15 protein-coding genes and 1 pseudogene are annotated in these 25,174 nt (G+C 56.7%); 7 read left to right on the top strand and 9 right to left on the bottom strand.

Annotated elements, in window-relative coordinates; genetic code table 11:
* Window positions 1–587: pseudogene (locus AC1DCP_RS25560) on the bottom strand (integrase); the annotation flags it as partial.
* A gap of 190 nt (window positions 588–777) precedes the next feature.
* On the opposite strand from AC1DCP_RS25560, the gene AC1DCP_RS25555 reads away from it, so the two are divergent.
* Window positions 778–1,908, top strand: a complete 1,131-nt coding sequence (locus tag AC1DCP_RS25555) for an RHE_PE00001 family protein (RefSeq protein WP_476774808.1) — start codon at window positions 778–780, stop codon at window positions 1,906–1,908.
* A 153-nt stretch (window positions 1,909–2,061) separates the two neighbouring features.
* On the opposite strand, the gene AC1DCP_RS25550 is transcribed toward AC1DCP_RS25555, so the two are convergent.
* On the bottom strand, window positions 2,062–5,781 hold the full coding sequence (locus AC1DCP_RS25550; protein WP_476774807.1) for an SIR2 family protein: 3,720 nt from the start codon (window positions 5,779–5,781) through the stop codon (window positions 2,062–2,064).
* Between the two features lie 284 nt (window positions 5,782–6,065).
* Between AC1DCP_RS25550 and AC1DCP_RS25545 the strand changes: the two genes are divergently transcribed.
* On the top strand, window positions 6,066–7,388 hold the full coding sequence (locus AC1DCP_RS25545) for a hypothetical protein (protein ID WP_476774806.1): 1,323 nt from the start codon (window positions 6,066–6,068) through the stop codon (window positions 7,386–7,388).
* Between the two features lie 144 nt (window positions 7,389–7,532).
* Here the strand turns inward: AC1DCP_RS25545 and AC1DCP_RS25540 are convergent, their stop codons facing one another.
* Window positions 7,533–8,450, bottom strand: coding sequence for an HNH endonuclease (locus tag AC1DCP_RS25540; protein WP_080865321.1), 918 nt, complete (start codon window positions 8,448–8,450; stop codon window positions 7,533–7,535).
* Here AC1DCP_RS25540 and AC1DCP_RS25535 point away from each other — a divergent pair.
* The 5 genes from AC1DCP_RS25535 (at window position 8,449) to AC1DCP_RS25515 (ending at window position 16,745) form a co-directional block, all read left to right on the top strand.
* Window positions 8,449–9,240: a helix-turn-helix domain-containing protein gene (locus tag AC1DCP_RS25535; protein WP_080865320.1), complete on the top strand. Its 792-nt coding sequence runs from the start codon at window positions 8,449–8,451 to the stop codon at window positions 9,238–9,240. The two genes, AC1DCP_RS25540 and AC1DCP_RS25535, sit on opposite strands and share 2 nt — an antisense overlap.
* Window positions 9,215–10,753, top strand: coding sequence for a GNAT family N-acetyltransferase (locus AC1DCP_RS25530; RefSeq protein ID WP_080865319.1), 1,539 nt, complete (start codon window positions 9,215–9,217; stop codon window positions 10,751–10,753). The genes AC1DCP_RS25535 and AC1DCP_RS25530 overlap by 26 nt, the downstream gene beginning before the upstream one ends.
* The gene (locus AC1DCP_RS25525; RefSeq protein WP_080865318.1) at window positions 10,750–11,301 is read left to right on the top strand and encodes an ATP-binding protein; all 552 of its coding nucleotides are present in this window, start codon (window positions 10,750–10,752) and stop codon (window positions 11,299–11,301) included. The genes AC1DCP_RS25530 and AC1DCP_RS25525 overlap by 4 nt, the downstream gene beginning before the upstream one ends.
* 70 nt (window positions 11,302–11,371) lie before the next feature.
* The gene (locus tag AC1DCP_RS25520) at window positions 11,372–12,694 is read left to right on the top strand and encodes a hypothetical protein (RefSeq protein WP_222002086.1); all 1,323 of its coding nucleotides are present in this window, start codon (window positions 11,372–11,374) and stop codon (window positions 12,692–12,694) included.
* 211 nt (window positions 12,695–12,905) lie between these two features.
* Entirely contained in the window at window positions 12,906–16,745 is a 3,840-nt protein-coding gene (locus tag AC1DCP_RS25515) for a tetratricopeptide repeat protein (RefSeq protein ID WP_476774805.1), read from the top strand.
* A 259-nt stretch (window positions 16,746–17,004) separates the two neighbouring features.
* Here the strand turns inward: AC1DCP_RS25515 and AC1DCP_RS25510 are convergent, their stop codons facing one another.
* From AC1DCP_RS25510 to AC1DCP_RS25485, 6 genes are all read right to left on the bottom strand, one after another.
* A complete protein-coding gene (locus tag AC1DCP_RS25510) occupies window positions 17,005–17,157 on the bottom strand; it encodes a hypothetical protein (RefSeq protein ID WP_476774804.1) in 153 nt (50 codons plus the stop codon).
* A 70-nt stretch (window positions 17,158–17,227) separates the two neighbouring features.
* Window positions 17,228–18,832, bottom strand: coding sequence for a patatin-like phospholipase family protein (locus AC1DCP_RS25505; protein ID WP_080865314.1), 1,605 nt, complete (start codon window positions 18,830–18,832; stop codon window positions 17,228–17,230).
* A 46-nt stretch (window positions 18,833–18,878) separates the two neighbouring features.
* Window positions 18,879–20,666 carry a DUF262 domain-containing protein gene (locus AC1DCP_RS25500; RefSeq protein WP_080865313.1) on the bottom strand — a complete coding sequence of 596 codons (1,788 nt, stop codon included), beginning with the start codon at window positions 20,664–20,666 and terminating at the stop codon, window positions 18,879–18,881.
* Between the two features lie 633 nt (window positions 20,667–21,299).
* A complete protein-coding gene (locus AC1DCP_RS25495) occupies window positions 21,300–22,421 on the bottom strand; it encodes an NADH:flavin oxidoreductase/NADH oxidase (RefSeq protein ID WP_476774803.1) in 1,122 nt (373 codons plus the stop codon).
* Window positions 22,422–22,680: 259 nt separating this feature from the next.
* Window positions 22,681–23,901, bottom strand: a complete 1,221-nt coding sequence (locus AC1DCP_RS25490; protein WP_476774802.1) for a M20 aminoacylase family protein — start codon at window positions 23,899–23,901, stop codon at window positions 22,681–22,683.
* Window positions 23,898–25,106 carry a diaminopropionate ammonia-lyase gene (locus AC1DCP_RS25485; RefSeq protein WP_476774801.1) on the bottom strand — a complete coding sequence of 403 codons (1,209 nt, stop codon included), beginning with the start codon at window positions 25,104–25,106 and terminating at the stop codon, window positions 23,898–23,900. Before AC1DCP_RS25485 ends, AC1DCP_RS25490 begins: the two co-directional genes overlap by 4 nt.
* Between the last annotated feature and the right edge of the window lie 68 nt (window positions 25,107–25,174).

The following is a 25,174-nucleotide window of genomic DNA, read 5'->3' as shown; positions in this document are numbered from 1 at the left end:
CACGTCGCCAGCAGCTTTGCCAGAACGTCGCCAGTGACGGCCTTTGCGCTCTTGCGCGCACGGGTTCGCGGAACGGCGCGCACGGCCAGACGAATGGCTGACTTAAGAGCAGGGGAGGCGAAGGCACCCGAAAGGCCGCGCCACTTACTCAATGTCGACCAGCTGGCCAGCCGGCGCCGCACCGTGTCAGGCGCGTGCGGGCCAACGGACTTCAGGAAACCCTGACGCCTTAGATTTTTGTCGACATCATCGGGCATGCCGTGGTTGGGGTGACTTGCGCGCTTTTCCGGATCCCACAGATGATGGGCTACGAATTTGAGCAGCAACGCCTCGGGCGCCGGCCAGGGCAGGGACTGTCCGGTGGCAGCGAGACCCCAGGCCTCCAGGTAGGCAAGATCAGACGTCAGGGCCCTTAGCGTATTGTCGCCCATGCCCTGATTAACGAGATGCCGCAGCGTCTCGATGTCATCATCGGTCAACAGCTCGGCAAGCTCGTCGCGGCGTTCGAGCGGCAAAACGGACGCGATGGTATCGAGCTCTTCGGCGCGCCACTCGACGGACGTGTGTGATGTCTTCGTTTTAGGCACGATAGGCTCCAGAATCGCGGGTTTCGGCGGCCGCTGGCACCGTGATTTGCCCCGATTTTCCTCGATTTGCGCCGCGAAATCAACTACCATCGATAAGGGATACTTATCGATGGTTAGAGCCTCAACCCACGACCATACCATGTGAGGAACCTCAACTTTGATATAGAGTTCCTTTAAAAGATCGTTTACCATGATTTCAATGGCTTACGATTTCACAAAATTTCCCATCCAGACCCTGTTACGGCCCATCTGCGACGCAGCGAGTGCGTTGACCCGTCTCGATGAGCGCATTGCTCGCTCGGCCGTCGGGGCAGGGTGGATCGAACGCCAAAACTTTACCGATGCCTGCGCCTCGCTCTGGATCGATGGCGAGCTGGTGCATCTCGAGGATCTCGTGCTCCATGACGCCACCCGCGATATCCGCACACCGACCCACGAGCTCACCATCGCCCGCGACGTTTTGCGAACTCGCCGGCGCATCGCCGTGCAGTCGGCGGATTGGGCGTTATCGCCTGACGGCATTCGCGCGCTTCGGCAGACATCGGAGAATGCCTCAACCGGCACTGAGCCGGCGGAGGCCGTCAGTACAGTGCGAAGCGGAGCTGCATTCGATCCGGAAGGGGAGGCGAAAGAAATCGATGGAGCCGAAGGGCTTCCCGGCGTCGACTATGCCGCCATCGATGCGATCCTCGCGCGGTCTGACGCCGCGATCGAGGCGGCCAGCAAGCCCGGCCGGGCTCCGGCCGATCCGCTGGTCTATGATCTCGACTGGGACGAGGACGAGCGGCTGGACGAATGGCGCGGCGTGCTTCGGCAAGCGCAAGGCCTGCCGGCGGTGCTGCAGGCGATTGTCGCCCTCGATGCCTGGAACGAGCTCGCTGTCTTGCAGCACGCGCCCTGGCTCGGCCGGCTGCTGGCCGCCTCGATCCTGCGCCAGGCCGGCATCACCACCGGCACCCATCTGGCCGCCATCAACCTCGGCCTGAAAACGATTCCCATCGATCGGCGCCGGCATCGCGACCGGGAGACCCGGCTGCTCGCCATCGCTCACGGACTTTTGGTGACGGCTGAGATCGGGATGAAAGAACATGACCGGCTGACGCTGGCGAGAACGATGATGGAGCGAAAGCTGGAGGGACGGCGGACGTCGTCAAAACTCCCGGAACTTGTTGAGCTTGTCATGGCAAAGCCATTGGTGTCGGCCGGCATGGTCGCAAAGACGCTCGAGGTGACGCCGCAGGCGGCGCGGCGGATTGTTTTGGAGCTGGGCCTGCGCGAGATGACCGGGAGGGGGAGGTTTCGGGCGTGGGGAATTATTTAGAATGATCACATCACGGAGCGTGCTTACTTGCGGACGCGGTCGATCTCTCTGACACTTTCGACCGAGGTAAGTGTTCGTTGAAGCTTTATACGGGTGGTTTTCGAAAAGGAAACCTCCTCGTCTCTGATGATGACCAAACTGTTTCCGTCTGGTTTAAGCCTCTCGCTCTGCCGCCCTACGAATAAGACCGTCAAGGCTTGGGCCGCGACCGCGCCCGGACGCCGCCAAAGCGTCGACAATCTCTTTACAACGGTAGGGCCATGCACTCCGCTCGTCCGGGAGCAGTTTCTCCAGAGCGGCGATCAATGCGAGGGTCGCCTCTTCGTCAAGATCTGCAATTTCACATTTGAGATGCAGGTTATGTGTGCTTGAGACAGCCACAAGGCGGCGGTTCACCATGGTGAGGATTGCTGCAAACTGATCGGGGAAGCGAGACGCAAATCGAAGCAGGGCAGCGGACATTTCTGGCGTCCGCACTGTGCGTTGTCTCGGCCAGATCCTGCTGATAAACGGCAACACCATGTCTCGCCATTCCGGTGCGTCGGCTGCCCAGTCACCGACAAAATTCAGCACTGCCAGCCGCAGCGTATGATCGCCGAGGATCAACATGTCGCGAAGCTCGGCGTCCGAGACGATCTGATCATGCTGTTTACTACCCCAGCCGCTCAATAAATATCCAACAAGGTTCCGTTCCGACCTACCGCCTGAACCGATCCTAGCAAGCATCGCAGGCTTCAATTGTGCAAGCAGCGCTGGATCAGGGATATGGCGCATTCCCGAGAATCCCGCCCAGAAGACATCGCTGTTCGGCCCGTCGTCGAAGGCGCACGGCAGCACATATTCCTCCATCCAAGGCTTCTGATAAAAGTAAAACCAGTTCGTGTTACGCGCCACGTGATAAAGCGCGTGCCGTGCGTGATCGCCGGGCAGTTTGAGCACCTTGGTCAAGCGAGTAATCCAGGTGGCTGGAACTTCATTCTGTCCTTCCGGCAAAGTTACGTTCATGAGCGCGGTTACCAGCCGACCGACAGCAGCATTCAGAGCCTCGAAAGCCCAGTCTCGCCCCGGCTTCTGCTTGTAAGTGGATGGATGAAGATTGGCTGTCTCGATGATCTTGTCCCAGATCGCATCGAACTCGCCCTGCCCGCGTGCCTCGAACCGGTCCGCACGTTTCGAAAGCCACTCGATTAACGGGTACCATAATCGAACAATATCGTCGGGGGACAGCTTCCGGATCAGAGCGACGACGATCGCGTCCTGCCGTTGCGTGGTCGCTGTTTCGCTCGTTGCTCTGAGGAAACTATGCCAGTAGTGCCAAGCCGTATTAACGTTGCGCCGCATTGCACTGTGCAACGCCAGAATGGCGCTCGCCGGCTTTTTGACTGAGTATCCGGCGAACGGATTGTGTTCTGTATAGTCTCGCCCTCGCCGTTCTTCCGCCTCAATGGGCAAAAGCCGATTGGGAGGAACATCCAGGATGCTGGATGGGTCATTATCCATCCTGACCGAACGGACGGGACCAATTCTTGGCTGAGCGGTGTACTCAGCCGCCTCTTCGCGCCAGCTCGGCGCAATCGTCCGAAGTCGGCGCATTTCGGCGTTTATGTCGAATCCGAATTCGATGCCATTGGTCGAAAGCCATTGCAGTACATTGAGCCGCACATGCGCGGCGCTCTCCTTGGCTTCATCCGGCTCATATCCATCAAATTGCGAGATCGGAGCTTGTAGGATTCGGGCCTCGATCAAGGCTCGTCCTGTTTCGGACATCTCTGCCCATCGATCCCTGATGGAGTACAACAGATCGCGCTCGTGTTCGAAACCCCAGAACGTTCTGTCACTCATCGTCGTGAAAACGCTCTCGGCTTTCTCGATTGGCATCAATCCGGCGCGGCCGGCCGCCCAGATACGAAGCCGCTCAAAAACCAGGCCGTCATAGGTATCCCAGCTCTGCACTTCCTTCCGCGCGGCATTCTTGTCCGACGCCTCCAGAGCCTCCATCAGTTGTGTGAAGCGGACCAGCGGCCCTGTGAGCCCATAGGCGCCGCCGCCAAGCTTCTCACCATCCTCGGGCCGCGTGGTGTCGAGGCTGACATAAGCGCCGATTTCCGTTTCCATCTGCTCGGCTTCGACGAGGAGCGCGCGCCATAGTGAGGTCACGAAAGGTAGGTCAGCTGCCTGGAAATCGATATCTTCATGTGGAGCAGGATACTCGACATCGAGTGTCAAGAACTCGGCGGGATCCGCATCGGCCGTCATCGGTGGCGCAATGCCGGAAGCGCGAGTAACGATGATCACGGGTCGCGACAACGCGACGGCTTCCCTGATCAGGCTTGTCGACCATCCCTCGCTTTTGACGCGATCCTGAATATGGAAAAACATCAAATCGGCTTCTCGCTCTGGTTCCTTCCGCCGCGCAAGCAGATATCGCCAATATTGAGGGAGTTTCCCGCCGCTTTTCTTCAACTGATACCGCAGATGCTGTTCCAGTCCCCTCGCCAGGTTGGGATGAACCGCACGGAGTCCCGCGGCCCACCATAGTGCAGGGGTTTCGTTCATCCTGTTGATTAGGAATCGCGCAAGCAACCACAGCCGGGGAGGCATAGCAGAGCGACCGAAGAAGTTGCTCGCCTCTTCTGCTGCGATACCCTCCAAGTCGTGCGGATGCGCCATGTATGCGCTCCAAGCTGACTTCGGCACTTCCCGATCCCGATGAGGATTGTCTGGATCGATCGACGCGGGCGACTCGTCGCGGTCCAGCCCAAGGTTCCCGAAACAATCGAACGTTCCGGCTTCGGAATCGAACCGTTTGAGCGGAAGAGGTTTCATATATCGCACGTGAGGATCGAATGCGTAGAGCCATGTCGCCGGAAGAGTTGGCTCGCCCGCCAAGAGGGTTTTCATTCCGGCCGCGGTCGATGCCAGATGCGCGATCTTGCCGCGAAGTACTGGAGAAGCTTCGGCAGGTCCGCCAGCCGCGCCGGCTATGGTCTCTCGGCGCCAGGCATCCAGATCTCGCGCCCGGTCGGCCCAGGCCTCTAATGTATCCCAGAGATTGCTGTATTGCCTGCCGAAGGCGATAGGGACTACCCCTTTTTGAAGCCATTGCTCTTGGGCATCCGTTTCCCCGCCAAACTGGAAGGCATAGACATTCGCGACCGGGGACTGCTCCTCGCGCAGTGCCTCGAGAAGATATTGCACCGGCGGATCATCGGCAGAATAGCCGACGAAAACGATCTTGAACCGGTTCATAAGACTGCGGATATAGTGGGTCGCCCATCCGTCAGAGAGATATGCCTTGCCGAAATCGGCACTGGAGAGGACGACCGCTTCGGATATGCCGGCATAGTCTTCATCCACCCGACCATGGATGTGAATAATGCCTTCGAAGTCCACATGCCGATCCGGGAGGGGAAGGTTGGATGGACCCCAGCTTCTCAAGGCGGGATCACACACCTCGAACAGACGGTCGAAATTGGTCGTGATCAGGCGCGGTCGCCCGTCAGCACCTCTGGACAGATCGATCAGGGTTCGATGAGCGCGCAGATCTGCGTTTGGCTTCGGCGTGAGCGCTTTTGCCACGGCATCCCGCACCTCCTGCGGTTCGAACTCAAGGTCGAGCGAACTGAACATTCGGTCGACGGGCACGTAGGACTTGGCACCCGACTGAGGCCTTGCCGCATCATAGAGACGTCGTGCCTGGCTACCGGTTAATGAGCCGAGGTCATCAATAACGTTCTTGGCCAGCGTCAGAAAATCGGCGAGCTTGGCATTGGCCAGAGAAACGCCGGCACCGCAGAAAAACAGAACGTTGCCTTCGTCACGGGCGACAAGCAGTTCGTCCGGAATATCTGGTCCATTTTCATGAAACCTCACGCAACTCGCTCCCCACCAACATTTACACGCCAGGACGCAACGGTGGCACCAACACACTCGGCTTCTTGCTCCACCTCAAAGGTGTAGCGAACATATCCGATGCAGTAGCGATTCCAGCGGCGCACTCGTTACTCTAGGATGTCGACGATTATTCGGTCAAAGGCAGCAGGGACCATCGTGTCGATATCCACGCGATATTGCATCGATAATCTGGGGCTCCCGTGGTTTCGCACTAAACATGTGATCCATTAAATACGGCCTGATTCGGCAAATGGGGGAAATGCGTGACCAAGGTGCAGTGGAATTCCAGTCGCAAGGGGTTGGGTGTAGCGAGGGTCAAGGCCCATGCCCCTCAGCACTCACGATTGATTATGGGTCGCGCACCTGAAAACCGTGTCGTCGAATTTACGCCGGCGGAGCTCTTTGGAGCAATGGCTCAATGCTCAAGCAGGCGGAATATGGATCAGAATGCGGCTAAGGCGCAGGTAGAGGCCTGCCGGCTCCTGATCGCCCAGCATGTCGATGAAAACGGTGGGCAGTTTGCTGTGATGTCAACTTTTCGCGGGCTCAAGGACTATTTTCGAAAGGCGATGACCGGTCTGGTGGGGGATGGAATCGCGTACCTCCAGATGATCCAAGACGGCTACCGTTGGGTAGACCATTTCGAGAACCTTTCTGTTGCCAAATCGGTTTCAAGCGGTCGAACACCCGATTTTGTTTTCAGCCGAAGCAACGATAGGTTCGTTGCGTTGGCGGAAGCCAAAGCAACAAAAGGGACAACACGCCCCGCTTTTGATAAGGCAGTCGGAGATGGCTATATTGGTCAGGTAGAGCCGCACCTTGGCAAGGCGATCGGTACGTCGGTCGCCACTCACGGGTTCGCCGTTGGAAGCTGGATGACATCCGATTCGACGGCAGAAATCTTTGTCCACCATACCGGCGAGTTCGAACCCGACGGGGATAAGGATGACGCAGGTGGTGAGGCAGCCAGGTCGGATCCGTCGGATGTCAGGTTCGGAAGTTATTGCGGGGTACTGACCCTGCTTTTCGGGCCAGATGTTGGGCAGGCGGCACGGCGAGGAGATTGGAAACCCTCTCGTCAGACTTTTACGACTATTGATTGGCTCGGTCGCACTTGGGTTGTCGGAGAAAACGCGATTGAACCCCTTAAGCCGGGAACTGACGGAGAACTGGTCTTCCACCGACCTTGGGCGCTGCCTTTCCTGAATGGTTTTGCGCTTGACCTCGAAACTGCCCGCCGCCTGTTTTCCTATATCGAAATGGAAGAACGGGCGTCCGCGATTTTCGACAACATTCCCGAATATGACGAACGAATCCGAACCGAAGCAAAGAACACTGGAGGCGCGATATTCCCGGACGGTTTCGCCGTTCTAGGACGCGCTGAAACGCTCAGCAACTTGGCGCCAAGTCATCCGTCGCCGCGCGAGGACGGCGGTGGAAATGAACTTGAGAATGCGGAGTTCCCCGAAGTTATCGTGTCGCAATTGGTCAGCCGAAAGGAAGAACGCCGGGACGTGTTCGAACCTGAGGAAGAGCAAACCGAGGCGATCACTCAGAAGGCAATGATTTATCTTACCAACGGCTGAAACCGCAATGTCTTGCCAATTGTCCGGTTTTCTGGCGGCGTCTTCGAAAACCGGATTAGTTGGAAGACAAGAGGATCGTCGAAAACATTTCCTACGCGACAGTGGCGCATGGCGACGATCCTGATCCAACTACGATCGTCAACGTCATGTATAAAGCGGACTACGTCCTTCCATCTTGCTCAGACACCGACCTAGGGCGTCTGAGTCAGGATCGCTCATATCAATCCCATACTCCTCTCCGAAAATCGCGATGAAAAAGAACAGTCTTTTGTCTTCCGTATAGACGAAGTCGAATTCGTGAAGGACTTCATAGATCTCGGAATCCTCGCTGAAAAACGCGTCGTGCGGATAGAGGGAGCGGCGTAGATAGTTCCATTTAAGTGGTTGATCGCCGACCCTCACATATCGCCGAAGGGGATCCAGCGCTTCCATGTCCAGAAGTTGTTTGCGCCAGCCTTCTACCTCCATGGTCCGTAGTGCCAACGCCTCCATCGCCGCCTTCAACAGAAAGCGGGACATGAGTTTCCGATCGACATCGTCCGGATTTGAAACTGGGAGAACAAGCCGGCCAGGCTGTCCCGCAAGCAACGATCGCTCAAAGTCACCTCTTCGACCGGGATCCAATGGCTCGACGGCGATAGAGTCCCGATCCATCCACACATCTACGCCCATTCCGAGATGAGGAAGCATGCCCCTCATCGATGGGATTCGCCCTCGCTTGTTCGCGATCGACATTTGAGAGCGAAGATGCCTGAAGTAGGCGCTCTCGAGCAATGGTCCTTCGATCTTTCGTGCGAAATAGTTGTTGCACCGGTCGCAAACGATCCCTGCCGGCAAAACGTGCTCGATATTGCCGAGAGACTCGGGAATGATGTGTTCTACGGAACGTGATGAGGAAGCATTCTCGCGACAAAAGATGCAGAGATCGAAGGTCGACTCCTTTTCCAAAGGGATATTCCAATTAGTCATCAACCTAACTTTGGAATACGGAACAATCAACCCGAATATTCCTTGCAAGGAATAAGCCGTTACGGTACGTACCGAGAAACGGAGCACACGCATGGGTAAATTGGCCGGCAGAATTATCGAGGCGACGCAAGCACAGGGATCCCGCGTCGGGCACGCCGATGGCCTCGATCTGCGCCGTCTGCGCCTACTCTCGGGTTTGACGCAAGCCGACATGGCAGCCCGATTAAATGTGCAGCAGGCCGCCGTCTCAAAAATCGAGAAAGGTGGCGAGGTCTACCTGTCTACCGTCCAAAGATATGTCGAGGCTTTAGGCGCATCGCTTCGGGTTGACGCTGTCTTTCCCGCCGATGCTCGTCTCGTGCTGCGCATCAAAGATGCGTTCGAGGCCGAACACGGCCACGACGATCAACTCGTATTTCCGCTTCTGGCTGACGAACCGTTTCGGGCCCAACGCGATGTCGTTTTGTCGATCCGTCCGCAATATTCGGAAAAGATATTGGAGGGTCTGAAAACTGTTGAGCTAAGGAGGCGATTTCCGGTCTCCGCACCTGGCGGAACCGTCGCGTATATCTATTCCACATCTCCGGTCCGGGCGATGGTGGGTGTGACGGAGATCAAGGATGTGCTCAAACTCCCGATCGAGCAAATCTGGGCGGAGTTCGAGGATACGGCGTTCATTCAGCGTGAGGATTTCGACACTTATTTCCAAGGACTCGAGTTTGGCTACGCCCTTCTCTTCGAAGAGGTGAAGTCGTTTTCTCGGCCGATCCCTCTCAACGAACTCCGAGAAAAATTCGGCTTTGAGCCACCTCAATCTTACCTTTACGCCAGCCGTGACCTTCGAAAGGCCCTGAGACATGAGGCAGCAGTCGTATCTCATTGATACGAACATTCTGATTGGGCTGGAAGATTATCGCGCGGTAGAGAGCGCCTATGCTCGTTTTTCCAGTCTTGCCGCTGCACATAAGATCAACGTTTACGTCCATGAAGCCGCTCGCGACGATATTTCGCGCGATAAAAATGCCGAGCGTCGCCGGATCTCGCTCAGCAAAATTGAAAAGTATCAGGTTCTCAAGAAGCGGCGGGGTCTGACACTAGCCGACCTTGAGAACGAGTTCGGCCCTCTCCGCAAACCCAACGATATCGTCGATGCGACCTTACTGCATGCGCTAAAGAATGACGTCGTCGACTTTGTCGTCTCGCAGGACAAAGGGCTCCACGAACGAGCACTTAAGCATTCGACCGAACTCGGGCGACGTGTCCTGTTTGTCGGGGATGCGACCGATCTGCTAACGCAGACCTATGAGCCTAAGAAGGTCCCGATCCGGCATGTCGCCGAGGTAGAGGCCCATACAATCGACCACCAGGACAGTTTCTTCGACAGCCTTCGTGATGGCTATCCTGCGTTTGATGCATGGTGGAAAGAGAAATGCGTCAGTGAGCATCGATCATGCTGGGTCGTTTACGACAACGATCACTTGGCGGGCCTGATCGTTCGAAAAGACGAGACGAAGTCTGAGACCGACGCGGTGACCAAGGCCAACAAGATCCTCAAGATCTGTACCTTCAAGGTTGCCCCGGACAGGCGTGGCGTGAAACTTGGGGAGCTGCTGCTCAAGCAGGTGCTCTGGTACGCGCAGACGAATGGTTATGACTTGGCCTATCTGACAACCTACGAAAATCAGGCTGCTCTGATCAACCTCCTGGAATTCTATGGTTTCTATCAAGCCGGCGCTAAATCGGACGGCGAGTTGATCTACGAGCGAGCGTTTTCGGCTGATAGACTGCTACCTAACGCGGCCGTAACTACCTACGACGCGGCTCGAACAAACTATCCCCGCTTTGTTGTAAGCGATGAAGTTAAAGGTTTCGGCATCCCGATCAAGGAGGATTATCACGACACACTCTATCCCGACCTCTGGAAGCCTCGCCAATCTGATCTTTTCAACGGGGCGTCTCGGGCCGAACGTCCGACCCGTCCCGGGAATACGATCCGAAAAGTCTATCTGTGCCGTGCCCAATCGAAACTCGGTGCGCCAGGCTCCGTCCTGTTCTTCTACAAAAGCGCTTCGAAGGAGAAGCCATCACAGGCGATTACCGCGCTTGGAATACTAGAAAGCGTCACGCTCGCAAGCTCAACGAGGGAGCTCATGCTTTTGACAGGTGGTCGATCGGTTTACAGCGAGATTGAACTAGAGGGTTGGAATGCGACTCCGCAACGGCCTGTGAAAGTCATCAACTATCTGCTTGTATCGTATATTGATCCGCCGGTCGGGCTTGATGAACTCCGCCATATCGGCGTGGTGAACGGCAATCCTCAGCAGTCAATTTATCAGCTTAAGCCGATGCACCTGCGCAAGCTGCTGGACCGCGCAAATCTGCAGTTTGCTGTATGACCCAGAGTATCGTCGCTTTTCTCGGAATTTCGGGAGTGGGCAAGACCACCTTCCTTAGAGAATCCTTGAGGACGATGTCGTTTCAACATTTGACTGCCGGTTACTTGGTCGGGCAGGCGCGAGATGCTCAAATCGCCCATGACCATTTGAGACTTCAAAACATCGCGGACAACCAGGATCTTTTGGTGGAGGGCTTCCTGATCCGAAAAGACTTCCGCGCGGCGTGTGTCGTCCTCGATGGCCATGCGATCATCGATGGCCCGTCTGGCCTTGAAACGATCGATGTGGACATTTTTCGCCGCCTCGGCGTGAACGCCGTCGCACATCTTGAAGCAGATCCGCAGCAGATTTTCGTCAACCGGGAAGGGGACAACTCGAGAGCACGTCCTCGTCGCTCACCTGATGAACTTGTCGAGCATCAAAGTCTATCTTTGGCTCGGTCGCGGATCATCGCAAACGAGCTGACGGTGCCCTTTGCGCGCCTTCGAACTGAAGAGAGCAAAAACTTCGCTCTGTTCATTCAAGGCGTTGTCAGCGGCAAGTTATGAACTCAATCGGTAATCGCGGGCCGTCAAGTACGACATTACTTCCCCTACAACCCTCGTGAAAGCAAGGTGCATGACCTCTTCGATCTTGCTGGGAAGTCTTGAACAGCTCAGCCGCGTACCACCCACAGGCGTGAATCATCTGCAGCACATGGATGAATTCGTCCGTTTCGCGGAGCTGTTGCAGAAGCAGCATCCACAAATGGGCACTGGGTCCTGGCAGCGTTTTACCCTAGCGACCGCGTTACGTCAGCTTGGCTTGGCCAGTCTTGTTGGCGGAGTAGCTTCCGATCTAGCTGTGCCATCGTACGAGCTTCTGAACCGCCTCGATCAAGCCTTGAGGGGGTTCCCATCAAAACGGCGTCACCTGTGTCCTTTGGATCTGGCATCGGATCTGCCGGCGCTCGCGTTTGGACCAAATCAGGTAAGGACCTTTTCATCCAGCGAGCTTGAGGACCTTTTCGACGTTCAGGGGCTCCGGCGCGTGAACCGGCAATGGTCCGTTGATACCAAAAGGTTCGCGGAGTTTACTTGGTTGGTCGTCGACGAGGATGTTTCGCCCGAGACCGTCGCTCCAGGCCAACGTCGTCTGCCAAGCATGTTCTCGGCCATTGACCGAGACTTCGGCCGAATCGAACCGTATCACACTGGATTGCCCGTGTCGGTCGAGGACGCCCTTTTCGGCCTCCTCGTGCTTCCATGGGAGGAAATCGTCGACTATCTGGAGATGGACTGGCGGGGCTTCCAAATCCCTTGGGTCTACACCGTCGACTTCGACGTCTTTGCGAGGCGTTCGCCGGTACCTTCCCCAGACAGCCTGGCTTGGGAGCCCGCAACCCAATTTGATGCTGATGGAAACGAGTATGAGTACGAGCGCCCGATTTCCTATCCGCTTCATCCAGGAAGTGAAGACAAACTTGCCTTTGCAAACGACGCCACCTGGCAAGACATCAAAGCAGCTCGGAAGACGGTGCTGTTCGCCAGACCGGTTGCCCACTTTTTTATCCGAGGCTTTCAGACGAGCGGTATTGACGAATTTCTGGCCCATATTTCCGCGGTAGAATCAGCCCTTGGTCAGCCGCAAGACCATCACGCACAGTCACGCAAAAGGATCGATGGCAAAAGCCCCGGTGCAACATATCGTGTGACCCAGCGGATCAGTGGTCTTCTGGGAGATAAAACATTTGGCGAGACCTATTCCCGCCTTTTCAAGCTTCGGAGCGACTTCCTCCACGGCAAGGCCATGGCGGCCATTTCCGGGAGAGACAGGACGAGTGCCCGATTGCTCGCTCGGAAGATTGTATGCGAATTGATTGGCGTCGCTGTGAACTCCACAACAATCGATCGGGAACAGCTGCTGGACGACCTGTTGGAAAAAGGGGCGCAGCTTCGATAGACACTCTATCCAAACATTGAAGTAGCAGTGAATAGGCCGGCTTTTGCACAGGCAAACAAGCCATAGCGATGGAAAAAACTATTGAGCTCTGGCAATAAATACATCCTATCCGTCTACGGCTGTCAAGATTCTAGTGGTCGGCTAGCGGTTGTTCTTGAAAGGCCGGTACTGCCCCGCGATGGTAACTACATCTGAAATTCAGCATACTCGATTGAAGGGCGAGCTCGTCTTTCAAGAGTTTTGTCTCAAGCTGATCCGGCACTATTGGCAGGACGATTATGCTGAGGCGTTCGGCAGAAGCGGTCAAAATCAACGCGGCGTCGATATTGTCGGGCGCGACAATCGCAATGGGTATAGCCACGCTGGCATGCAATGCAAGGCGTCGGAAACCGACGACCCACGTCAGCTGAGCACTGTCGAGCTTGAAACTGAAGTCGTGAAAGCAAAAAAATACAGGCCGAATCTAGACATCCTCATTGTCGCTTACGCAGGCGAGCGCGACGTTGCCCTGCAACAAAGGGCACAGGAAATCAGTGCCGACCACGCTCGCGAGGGCCTATTCCGCGTTGTTGTTTGGTCGTGGCCGGACATAGTTTCACGCGGCCAGAACTACCCTGATGTTGCTAGGGAGCTCCTCGTTCATAATCAGGTCGCCGTAGACACTCCGGTCCTCAATCCCGCGCGGCCGCTCTCCGACCCGACCTCGAAATTTCAGGCAGAGATCGCGTCGGCTATCGAGGCCCTCCGCGTTTCCTCAGCGGAAGTAGCAACAAAGGATGAGACAACAGCGCTCGACGCCAAGCTCGACGTCTTCCGGGACCAGATACGGAACGGTGGCGGCCCTCTGATCGTCGACAATCTGCGGGCACTTCTCGATGAAGTTACCGAAGATACGCCAGGCCGCTTGAAGCTAAGAGTGTTCGGCAATCTCGGTGCAGCGTTAGCACAGGTTGGAGATTTCGACGCCGCCGAAGACGCGTTTGCCCAAGCTGCAACGAGCGACCCCGACACAGCGGCAGGCCAATCATACAAGGCAAGGGCGGCATTGTTGCGAGGACAAACGGATCAAGCGTTCATTGCCGCCCAGCGCGCCATAGAGCTCGATCCATCAAATCTCTCCGCCGCAAACATATTGATCGAGAGCGCGCCAGCGACCATGGCGACAGCTGATCTGGAATTAAAGGTCGCAGGAGTGGCGGCTGATGTTGACGTCGCGAGCTCTCTGCAGCGCCGTTTCGCAACCGTCGAGAAAGACCTGAAGGCATCCATACGCGCGGCCCGCGCCATCGCACAGCAAGATTGGCGAAAAGACGCTGTTGTCGCGCAAGCGATACTTTCATGCTTCGAGGATAATAAAGATGTCCGCGTTGGCGCGCCGATCGCGGCGTCCGAACAATTTCTTCTCGAGGAAGCGAAAACCCGTCTCGCCCGCGCATGGGGACAGGTAACGACGCGGCCCGATCGGAAAAACTGGACGTTTGTTGCCGCAAATCTTTGCGCTGCTCTTCGCCTCACGGGGAGGGACGACGAGGCTGATGCTTTTTCGATCGAAGCGCATTCACTGGAGCCGGCGGATCCAGCACTCACGCAGCGATGCATTTTCGCGCACATGCACAGGAACAATGTCAACGCCGCCTACGAGCTTGCGACAGGCTTGGCCGAACGTAGTGATGCCGATGCAGAGACATGGCTTCTCGCCGCGTCGGTATCAGCTTCCCATCGCAAATGGGAGGAGGCCATCTCGTGGGCTCAGAAAGCATTCTCTTCGTCAACGAACGAAGGAAATTCTAACCCCAACGCCGCAACGCTGATGATCCTGGGCGTCTCGCGCACGGAGACACCGGCGAAAGCTATCGAGCTGGCAAATAGTCTTCGGCCCCAATTTCTAACGAGTATTGGTTTCGAAGCGCAGGTTGCAGAGATTGCGCGAAGGGCAGGAGACGAGCCGACTCGAGCCGAAGCGCTTGCGCGGTTGCGAGCTTTCAATCTTCGTGAACTCGACGCGACGGAGCGTTTCGAGTTGGCGGACGCATTCGCTGACGACGGCGATTGGTCAGGGGCAGCCAGCCTGTTGGACGGCCTCTATCAGGTCGACCGCCCCTCGGAGCCTCTTCGACGCCGTCTTTTTTACCTATATCGGGCCGATGAGCGTTCCAAAGCTCGGGAGCTCTTTGCATCACTCGGCCCAGCGGTTCTTGCCCGACCGGAAATTTTGCGCGTCGGTGCAGCAATCTATGAGCGGTCCGGTCTTGTCGATGATGCGTTAAAGGTTCTCGATACAGCGGTTAAGCTCGACAAAACCGATCTGCGGTCGCGGCTTGACTGGGTACGGATGGCAATCAGGGCAGGCCAGGAAAACCGAATGTCTGCTTGGGCAAAGAAGACCCACGCATCATTTGATGGGAGTAGCGACGAGCTCATCGAATTCGCGCAGATTTTGAACCGATATGGTCGGCGAAAAGACGCACTGCGCGTTGGCTTCGATGCCCTCGCCGCTAACTGGGGCACAAGCGAGCGGGTCCACATGGGGTACCTGTCTCTTTTTCTGCTCCAAGTTCGCAAGGATAGATTTCTCGGGGTCAAGACCGTTCAGGAGGATACGGTCGTATATCTGGAAAACGATCACAGTGAGAAGGCGATCTATCTTATAGGGAACGGCGCATTGCCGGGCATCGAAACCCTTAGGCCCGATCATGCCTTCGCGAAAAGCCTGGGTGGGCAAAAAGTCGGTGCCACTGTTGTTCTTGCTGGTATAGGGCAGCCGGTGCAATGGAAGATCGCGGAAGTTACCCATAAATTTGTAGCACTGTTCCGGCGTGCGATGGAGGCACATTCAAGGCTCTTTCCCAAGAGCCGTGCGCTTGGGCGTTATACGATAGACGTCGAGAGCAAGGATGCTTTTGAGCCGATCTTCGAGCAGGCCCGCGAACGTGCTCGGCTGGTATCGGAAGCGGTCCATATCTACACCGACAACCTCATCCCTATTGATACCATCGCGAAGGCGTTGGGATCGGATCCTATCGACACTTCGCGTGGCCTTCGATTTCAGTCAGATGTGTGGTTGGACGCCTGCGTTGGCGATCACGCAGAGAGGCAGCAGGCGTTGGAGGGCCTTCGGGGTCAATCTGCCGTCATTGTTGATGCGTTGACACTCTCTTTGTGGCAGGAGATCGAGTTTCTCGACCTCGTCGAAAGGCTTCCAATTACGATTCACACGGTCCAAGCCACCATAGACGAGTTTGCGCAACGAGCGGACGATGCTCAACAGGCCATCGACCAGGAAGGAGGTTCCCTAGAGGCACATGGCGACAGTGTTATCATGGTCAAATCGACACCTGAACAACGGCAGGCACTTCGCGAGGCAAGTAATTCGGTTCTCGGGTGGGTTCGCGAGCATACGAATCTCCTCCCGACGTCGGCGCTTCCGGAAAGGGAAGAGAAGATAGACGATCTCCTATCTTCCTCGACGATCGACACCATCGCGACGGCTCGCGAGACCGAAATTCCAATGATTGCAGAGGACCGGCGTGTCCGGATGCTTGCAGTCGATCTTGGTGTGAAATCGTCATCCTGGACTCAGCCGCTGCTGATGACGCTAAGGGACAATGCGGGCTTGAGGAATGATGATTACGTCCGACTGGTTGTAAATCTCCGCCGCCAGCGTATTGGATTCCTGTCCGTTGGGCCGGCCGAGTTGCTCGCGGCCACCGAGATGGATACGCCTGTCTTCTCGACGTTAGCCGAGATAGTCACAGACGCTCGGGTTGACGCGTCGTCGCTGGTGCCGGTTGCTTCTGAGCTTGCTTTCCATTTTTGGACTCAAACGCGTTTCGTGACAGACCGTGAGCATTATTTCAGCGACCTATTGAATGGTCTCCTGAGACGCCCCGATGGAACACGGCTGTTTGTGAGAATTGCGAAAATGGCATTCGATGCTCTTCGTAACAACGGCTTGGTTGGTTTTTGGCAAGCAACTATGTGGGAGCGGTACATGCATGAATTCGCGCGAGGCCATTTCATCCACGACTTAGTTGCTAGGCCTTCGAAATAGCCCGGCTGAGTATCTCGACCAGGCCAAACAGCGGGAGCGTCCCGGCGCCGACCTGCGCGGTAAACTTCACCGGCCTTGAATATTCCCCCGCAGACCGGTTCCGGAAAATCTGCGGGGCCGGAAGATCCAGCCCTTCGATCGAGTTGCCATGACGGCGCGCGCCTCTTGTATGACCGGCATTGGCCGGATCGAAAACCGTAAACCTTCGGTGGTAACAGTCAGCCGTATCGCGGCGCGCGAGGGGATAAATTGAAGCGGCTTAGATTTTGAAAAGTCCCGCTTTGGCAACGCGCCCGCGAACAAGCGAGCGAGGGTTTGCTTCGACCTTGGCATCGAACTCGCGAATTTTCTTCGCCAGCTCCGAAACCTTCTTGCCGCTATCGGTTTGCGTCTTGTATTCAGCTGACTTCACACGCACAGCCGATCGCACAGCCGCACTCGAGCTTGTAGACTCAGCAGTCTTTTTCGGGCGCGACAACATTTTAACGGGCATGAACCAGTTCCCTTCCACCTTCCAGTGACTGGAATTCATCCAATATAATGCGTTCCATCTCGTCCAGCAACTCCTGCAGCGCCTGCTCGTCGAATTCCAGCTCCTTGTCCCCGTCAAGCGTTACTACCGCCTTTGATCCCGGAGCAAGCTCCACCGGTACGCAAAGAACCCAGGACAGGTCCTTCCAGATCAGCTTGCGAAGCCATCGATCTTCCGGAGCAGACAGACTTTCTCCCCAGGTCACGGCGTCACTCTTCGAAATGTACAAAGTGTCGTTCTCGTTCCAGGCGCGACCGACAAAAGACCGCTCCACCGGCAAGGAAATCCTCTCGTCCGAGAGATCGTCATAGCCGGAACTGTATTCCAGGCGAAGGGTCTTGACCCGAGGACCAACGGGAAGCGCAACCGCGAGCCTGGTACGAAAGCCGTCGTGAACAAAACCTGCGGCGTCGAACGCCGCGGACAGGATCTCGTGACAACGCACAGCGACCTTGTTGCACGTCTCGTTCATCAGGAAAGGAAGCTCGATCATCCGGTCGATGAGATTGATGTCGCAATACGCCTCGGAGTCCCGAACAATCTCTTTAGTCCGCTCGAAGCCGATGTCGAAGTCGAGGAGGCCGATATCGACGACCAGTCGTTCCGGCGTCAACCGATCGACGCCGCGCTTGTTGAGCACGCCAGCCCCGAAGAGCATGGTGCGGAAAGCCGAACCGAGGGTCCAGTCGCCGCTCTCGGATGAACCGTGGGAGGTCTCTCCTATTTCGATCGCCGCGGTCAAGGCATCGCGATCGATGGCGCGTTCGTCGTCAAACGTCCATGCCGGGAGGTTGGAGACCAAACCGCCATCCATGTACCAACTTGTCCCTATCTTCCGCGGTTTGAACACACCAGGTATGGCAATCGAGGCGCAGACCGCTTCGGCAACGGCGATATCTGGGGTTGTTTCGACGGAAAACACCGTCGTTTCCTGCTCTGAGATATTGGCGGCGACCACCTTCAGCGGCGCACAGCCTGCGGCCGCAAGATCCGAAAAAGTGACAGGCGGGCCGAGCCGGCTTCCGCGGACTTTGATGCGCAGAAGCTGATCGATGCCGACTCTCACCGGATCGAGTTCGACAACACCCCGGGCAATCATCCACGCGGCAATACCGGCGATCCCGAGCATCACCACCAGCAGCAGCAGCGCCGGCCGGGGATAGAGAAACAGGCCCGGAAGAACGATTCCGACGGTACTCAGAGCGAGGAACCAGACAATCCAGACCCTGTCGAGCAAGAAGCGAATCAGCCTGATCTTCCACCACTGGCTCTTGCCGAACAAGTTTGCCGGCGTGATCGCTGGCCGAAGGACCTGACTGGCGTCCGCATTGGTCGTCTCAAGGTCGAGACGATCCAGGATTGTTTTTCCAGTCGCTTCTGAAAAGAGTTCCTCGGCGGAGTATCCGCTGCAGGCAAGTGCCGCGACAATTGCTCCGGCCGATGTGCCTGCGAAGCCTCGGATGTCGAGACTTTGCTTCGAGATAGATCGATAGGCACCTATATGGCCCAGCCCACGTGCGCCGGCTCCCTCGAAGATGCAGTAGACGCGCTGCATCAACAGGCACCATGATTGCGTAAAACCGGAAAGCAGACCTTAATTGTCATGCGATTTGTTCGACCGCTTTCGTTTCTGAACCCGAAGCGAGCTGGCTTTGTCCCAAAGCCTGAACAATGCGCATCTTCAGCGCCGCCCGTCGTTGGTCGTAGAAATCGGGAAATTTTTCGATGGTTTCCGGCAGGGAGGAGATTTCCAGGCCTGCCAGGTATTGCCGCCGGGCGATCTCGTCCGGCTTCGTCCAAGCATACCATTCGTGTGGCATTTTCTGTCGTTTCTGATTGTTGATCGGGCCTTCCAGGAGCTGGAGGTTCGGCAACCTGTTCTGCTTTTCCTGCAGCGACGCCCAAAGCTTCTCCGTCACACCGCCCTTGCGCAGCTGCGCGTCCGTGAAGCGGCTCTGCGGATAGATATGATCGACATGGAAATGCCGCGACAGATCGAAGCCCGGAAATATCATGGAGAGAAGCGCAAACGTACGAGCGTCCCCGTAGGCTAGGTCGCAGAGCTCGTCGATCTCGACGTCGGTAAAGGTCAGCGACTTACCGCGCAGCGCCATGACCGTCTCAAGCTCATTCACAGGAAACCCAGTGGTGGCGTGCAAGCTGATTTTCTCGCGCAATGCGGTCAGCAGGGTATCGAGGCCGCTTCCCCAGATGCCAGATGCCTTGAGAACGCTCCTGATCAACCAAAGCCGGACATTCTCGCGATCCGAGGCGAATTCCGCACGATGCAGATAGGCCTCATCGGCCTTGCGCGCGTAAATGTAGTAGGCGATCGGGAGGATCGAGCTTTCCGCTCGCAGGTTCTGGCCGCTGAATCCAAAGGATGCCAAGAGCTGAACAGCGATCAGCATCGCCTCGTGGATTTTTGGCCAATTTGCCTCGAGCACCGCCATGTTGGTCTTATTGAAATTTTCGACCTTAAAGCCGACGCTGCCGATATCGGAGAGCATCAGGCCAGCCTTCAGCACCAAATCCTTCGTAAATTTGAAGCCGTCGCCTTGGTCGTTCATCTCGTCCACGAGCGAATGGATGGCTTCTCGTGCATCCACCTTTTCCCACTGCGCAACCGCGACCGACAAGAGAAGGTCGGAATAGGAAAGGGGCGTACCGCCACTGTTCATCCGGATGAAAATATTCAGGACGTGCTCAAGGCTTTGGTTCTCTTCCTCATAGTAAGTGATGAGATCCTTGTCATGAATGGTCTTGTGGAAATGACGCAACGTCGCGCGCGCCGTCCTGATGGCTTCCTTTTCGAGATCGAGCTCATCAAGGCTATCAATCAGCCCGTCGTACTCCTCCTCCACTACCCGGCCACATCGGAACCATACCGTGCCGGGTTGTGGGTTCTTGGCCTGGTTTTCCGTGAGGAACTCGAAATGATACCGGTAACCGCTTTCGAGATCGGCCTCGCTTAAGAGGTCAAGATACAGGTGCCTGCTGGGAAATGCTGCATCTGAACTCCACCGTTTGCCTGGCATTTTCCAAGCATAGGAACCCCGCAGGCCGACGTTGAGCGCGGTCATGCGCTGTTGCCCATCAAGGACAGCGATCAGCTCACGCTCGGGCGGGTTTTTCAATAGTTCGCAATGAAACCGGTCGCGTTCGTGATAGTGTTGAACAAAATCGTAGAACTTGTACTCCGTGCGCCTCTCCTGGGCGATCTTCCAGAAGAGGAACGTGCCGAAGGGATATCCCTGCATGAGGCTGTCAAAAAGCTCGCAGATTTGTTCCGGCCACCAAACGAATTCGCGCTGGATTGCCGGCAACACGTAATCCTGGGACGCAATTTTTTCGAGGAGCGATTTGATTGTGCCGCCAGGCTTATACATCGGAGAATCTCTGAACCTTTTGAGTTGTTACGACTGAGGATTGCACAGCGGTCAGTAAAAATCCCGCGTCGCGTCTCGCATGAATTGGCGGGGATAGAGTTTTCCCCATCATGTTTTGGTCCATATTGGCTTGATCTTTTTGACCTGGCGGATGAGAGCTTCGCCAGGGGCCGAAATCGGTCGGACCCAACGGCACATTGACATCCCGAGCAATAAGCGTTGCGCGGCTCATTAACAGCTGGAGAGATCGCCTACGCCTGATCGAGTTGACAGATGGGACATCCCATCTGTCAAGCAGAAGAGATTGATAGCCTACCCGAGCCCGCGTCCGCGCGGCCGCCCAAAATACAACGCGTAGCGGGAAGCGACCCTCTATTCGACAGACAAGGACGTCCTCATAAAGCGTTCGTTCGCTGACAATCCGACCGGAGGTCGAAGGCAGCCATGCGTGACGCCGAGATGGCGGACGACCGCAGACGAGGACTGGAATCTGTAAGCCACTGGAAAATAGCAAATATCACCTTTTCGGGGTCAAGATAATTGCTGGGCGGTAGGTTCGTATCCTTTCAAGGCACGTAAGTCCAGCTGATCGAACTTATTTCCTAGCGCTCTTAGATCCGATCAGGTGAGATTTTACCGAGGAGAGGAAAGGATGCGGTCACGTTCAGCGACTTGACGGGTCTGGACCGGCCAAAGAGCGTAGTCGCCGCCGAGTTCACGATTGGCATGTAGCGGCCAGTTGGGATCGTTGAGCGCGCCCCGCGCTAAAGCTATAAAATCTGTATCGCCGTTTTCAATGAAGGCTTCGGCTTCAAAGGCATCGCCCAATAGTCCGACTGCGATAGTCGGGATACCGGCTCCTTGTTTTATCGCCCTAGCGAACGGGACTTGATAGGCTGGAGCAGACCTAATACGGCCCTGAGCGAAACCGCCGCTAGAGCAGTCGATAGCATCAACACCACGTGCCTTGAGTTCCGTTGCCAGCGCAACGCTGTCGTCCACCTGCCAGCCGTCGGCATTGTTGTCACTGACCGAGAGGCGAACGATGAGCGGTTTTTCGGCTGGCCACACGCTGCGGACGGCTTCGGTGACTTCCAGAACCAGCCGCATTCGATTTAGTCGGCTACCGCCATATTCATCAGTTCGATGGTTGGCGAGCGGCGACAGAAATTGATTGAGCAGGTACCCATGCGCGGCATGGATTTCAACCGTGTCAAAGCCTGCCTGGTTGGCGCGCGTAGCAGCAGCCGCAAATCCGCCGACCACACGGCGGATACCGTCCGCGTCGAGAGCTTTGGGAACCTGATAGTCAGCGTTTGATGGATCGTTCGACTGAGCGCTCGGGCCTACGGGAATCCAGTGCTCGAAACCAACGGCGCGGCGCTGCTTCTCTGTTGCGGGCTGATCTGCCTTATCCCGCCAAACCGGTGTCGAGGCTTTGCGGCCTGCATGGCCAAGTTGAATGCCCACGGCGGCGCCCTGGCCGTGCAGGAAATTAACGATCCGGGCAAGCGGGGCAATGTGCTCATCCCTCCACAGCCCCAGGTCGGCATACGAAATGCGCCCTTCGGGCAGGACCCCTGTGGCCTCAATCAGAACCAAGCCGAAGCCTCCGATTCCGAAGCGCCCCAGATGCACATAGTGCCATTCATTGGCAAAGCCATCCTGCGCCGAATACTGGCACATCGGAGAAACGACCGTCCGGTTGCGCAACGTGACTCCCCGCAGGGTGATTGGTGAAAAGAGTTTGGACATGAGGGCCGCCGGATACAATTGGAAAGAAAATACGCGGCTAGATGCGCATCACTAAGCTGCCTTGGCAAGCCCCGATAAGCTGATGCAACGAGCCCGGCCAAGTCGCGGCGACCGAGGACGAGAACTGGCATGTCTAGGTCTCTGACGTCTCAAACACCTCAGATCAGATGGACGACTAACAACCGTGGGCTTTTAAGTTCGACCCCACTCAAGGCGAAAGAAGATGGATGGCCGCTAGCTGGACGGTTGATATAAGTGTTCAAATCTCCGCGGAATCTAGGTTTGTCTCGGCTCCATCTGACATGGCCAAACGACGCCGCGCTATCCCCACATAAAACCGCAAGCCGTGAACCAGTCCCTCATCACTGAAATCATAATTCGGATTGTGCAGCGGTGCAGACTTCTCTCCATTACCAAGGAATATGAAGCACCCTGGCACCCTGGTAAGGAACTGGGCGAAGTCTTCCGACGCCGTCATTGGCTTCGCGCTGACCCGAACTTTGGCGGCACCGAAGAGATCTCGCGCCACGTCAATCGCTTCATTTGCCAGGGTGACATCGTTGACGAGCGGAATGAATTCCCGCGTATAGTCGACATGCGCATCGACATTGTAGGTGAGGGCGGTACCTTGCGCGATAATACGCATCTGCTTCTCGATGTCGGCGCTTACCTYATTTCGGAAGCTTCGGGCATCACCAAGGATGCGAGCCGTCCCTGGAAGCGCGTTTCTCGTCCCGTCGGTGATGAGTTCGGTGACCGACACCACTGCGATATCGGCAGGGTCGAGACGGCGCGCGACGATCGTCTGAAGGTTGGTGACCAGTGCGCAGGCGGCAACAAGCACCTCGTTGCCGGAATGCGGCCGGGCGGCATGACCTCCGATGCCCGTGAGCGTGATCTCGAAATTGTCCTCGGCCGACATGATGGCATCGGGTTTCGTCTCGAACACGCCGACAGGCAGACCCGGCATGTTGTGGATGCCATAGATCTCATCGAACGGAAACTTTTCGAAGAGGCCACCCGACATCATTGACAGCGCACCTTTTCCCCATTCCTCCGCAGGCTGGAAGATGAAGCGGACGGTGCCATCGAAACCGCCTTCCTCGGCCAGCAGTTTTGCAGCACCGAGAAGCATGGCCGTGTGACCGTCGTGTCCGCAGGCGTGCATCACCCCCTCGTTTGTGGATTTGTAGTCTGCGCTGCCATTCTCGGTAATCCGCAGCGCATCCATATCGGCCCGCAGGGCGACGACACGATTACCGCTTCCCCGCTTCAAAGTGCCGACGACGCCGGTGCCACCAATGTTCTCCGTTACATCATCGAGGCCAAATTCCCGGAGCTTGGAAGCGACAAAGGCGGCAGTGGCGCGCTCCTCGAAGCCGAACTCCGGGTGGGCATGAAGATGTCGGCGCCACGCCGTCATTTCTGCGATCAACTGGCCGATGTCACTCACTGGCGCTGCCCTTGCTGCTCCAGTCATACCTTCGCCTCCGCTGCTCTCGCCAGAACCGATGCGGGTGTCTCGCCAACGAGTTCTTCGTACCGGACAGGATCGGTTGCCCCTTCAGTGTTGATGAGGAGAATACGGGATTGGTCACCGAGTTTAAGTGTCTGCTTGATATACTGATCCGCAAGAGCCTTGATCAGTCCAGCCAGCCCAACACCGCCGCTTTCACCTGCGACGATTGCATGATCCCCACGAGCGGAGCGAGCCAATCTCCTCATGGCGTCGATCGCATCCTGCTCGTCCACCGTCATGAAGGCGTCAGCGGCGCGCGAAAGAATGCGCCAGGCGACCAGCGATGGTTCGTAGCATTCGAGCATCGCCATCACGGTGGGCTCCCCATGAGGGACGACCACTGGATGTCCCGCCCGGGCGCTCTCGACAATGCACGCCGCTCTTTGCGGATCGACAACGATGAACATCGGCCGGTTTTCACCCATGGCTATCGAAAGATATCCAGCCACCGCAGCGGCAATGCCGCCGACGCCAGACTGCACGAAGACATGGGTTGGAGGTTCACTCAGCTCTCGGAGGGCCTCGCGGACAAGCGCCGTGTAGCCTTGCATGACGAGGCCGGGTATACGCTCATATCCGGGCCACGACGTGTCCGATACGACGGTCCAGTTCTGTTCGCCTGCAACCCTGGTCGCTTCCCTGACGGAGTCGTCGTAGGAGCCCGCGACCCGGATCATGTCCGCGCCGAAGCGGGCAATGGCCGCGACCCGTTCGTCGCTGACGCCAGCATGAACGAATATCGCGGCCCGGGCGCCAACAATTTGAGCGCCTTGGGCCACGGATCGTCCGTGATTGCCATCGGTGGCGCAGGTGAAAGTCATGGTGCTCGCGACCGCCTTAACATCCGGCGCGTGAAGTTCTGATATATCGACCTGTCGCGACAGTCGCTTGGAGGCCTCTTCGAGAACAAGCCGTACAACAGCATAGGAGCCACCCAGTGCCTTGAAGCTGCCAAGGCCGAGACGGAAACCCTCATCTTTCACGTGGATGCCCGACACTCCAAGCTCGGTGGCGAGACCTCGAAGCGTAACCAGCGGCGTGGCTGCGTTTTGTTCGCGGTATGTCAGGTATCGTTCAACCTCCCTGGCTGCCTCTTCGCCAAGCGCTTCGGCATCACGAGGATCAAGAGGAGATCTGTAGTCCGTAAGTGTGTTTGGCAAAAACATGATTTGCTCCGATATTCGCCATGAAACCATATTGCATTGGAAGCGCACTGAGCGCTGAATATCGAGGC

This window comes from Agrobacterium sp. 10T429 (genome assembly GCF_056393925.1).
The sequence above is the reverse complement of the archived record's forward strand: the minus strand, read 5'-3'. Positions and strand labels throughout refer to the sequence as shown.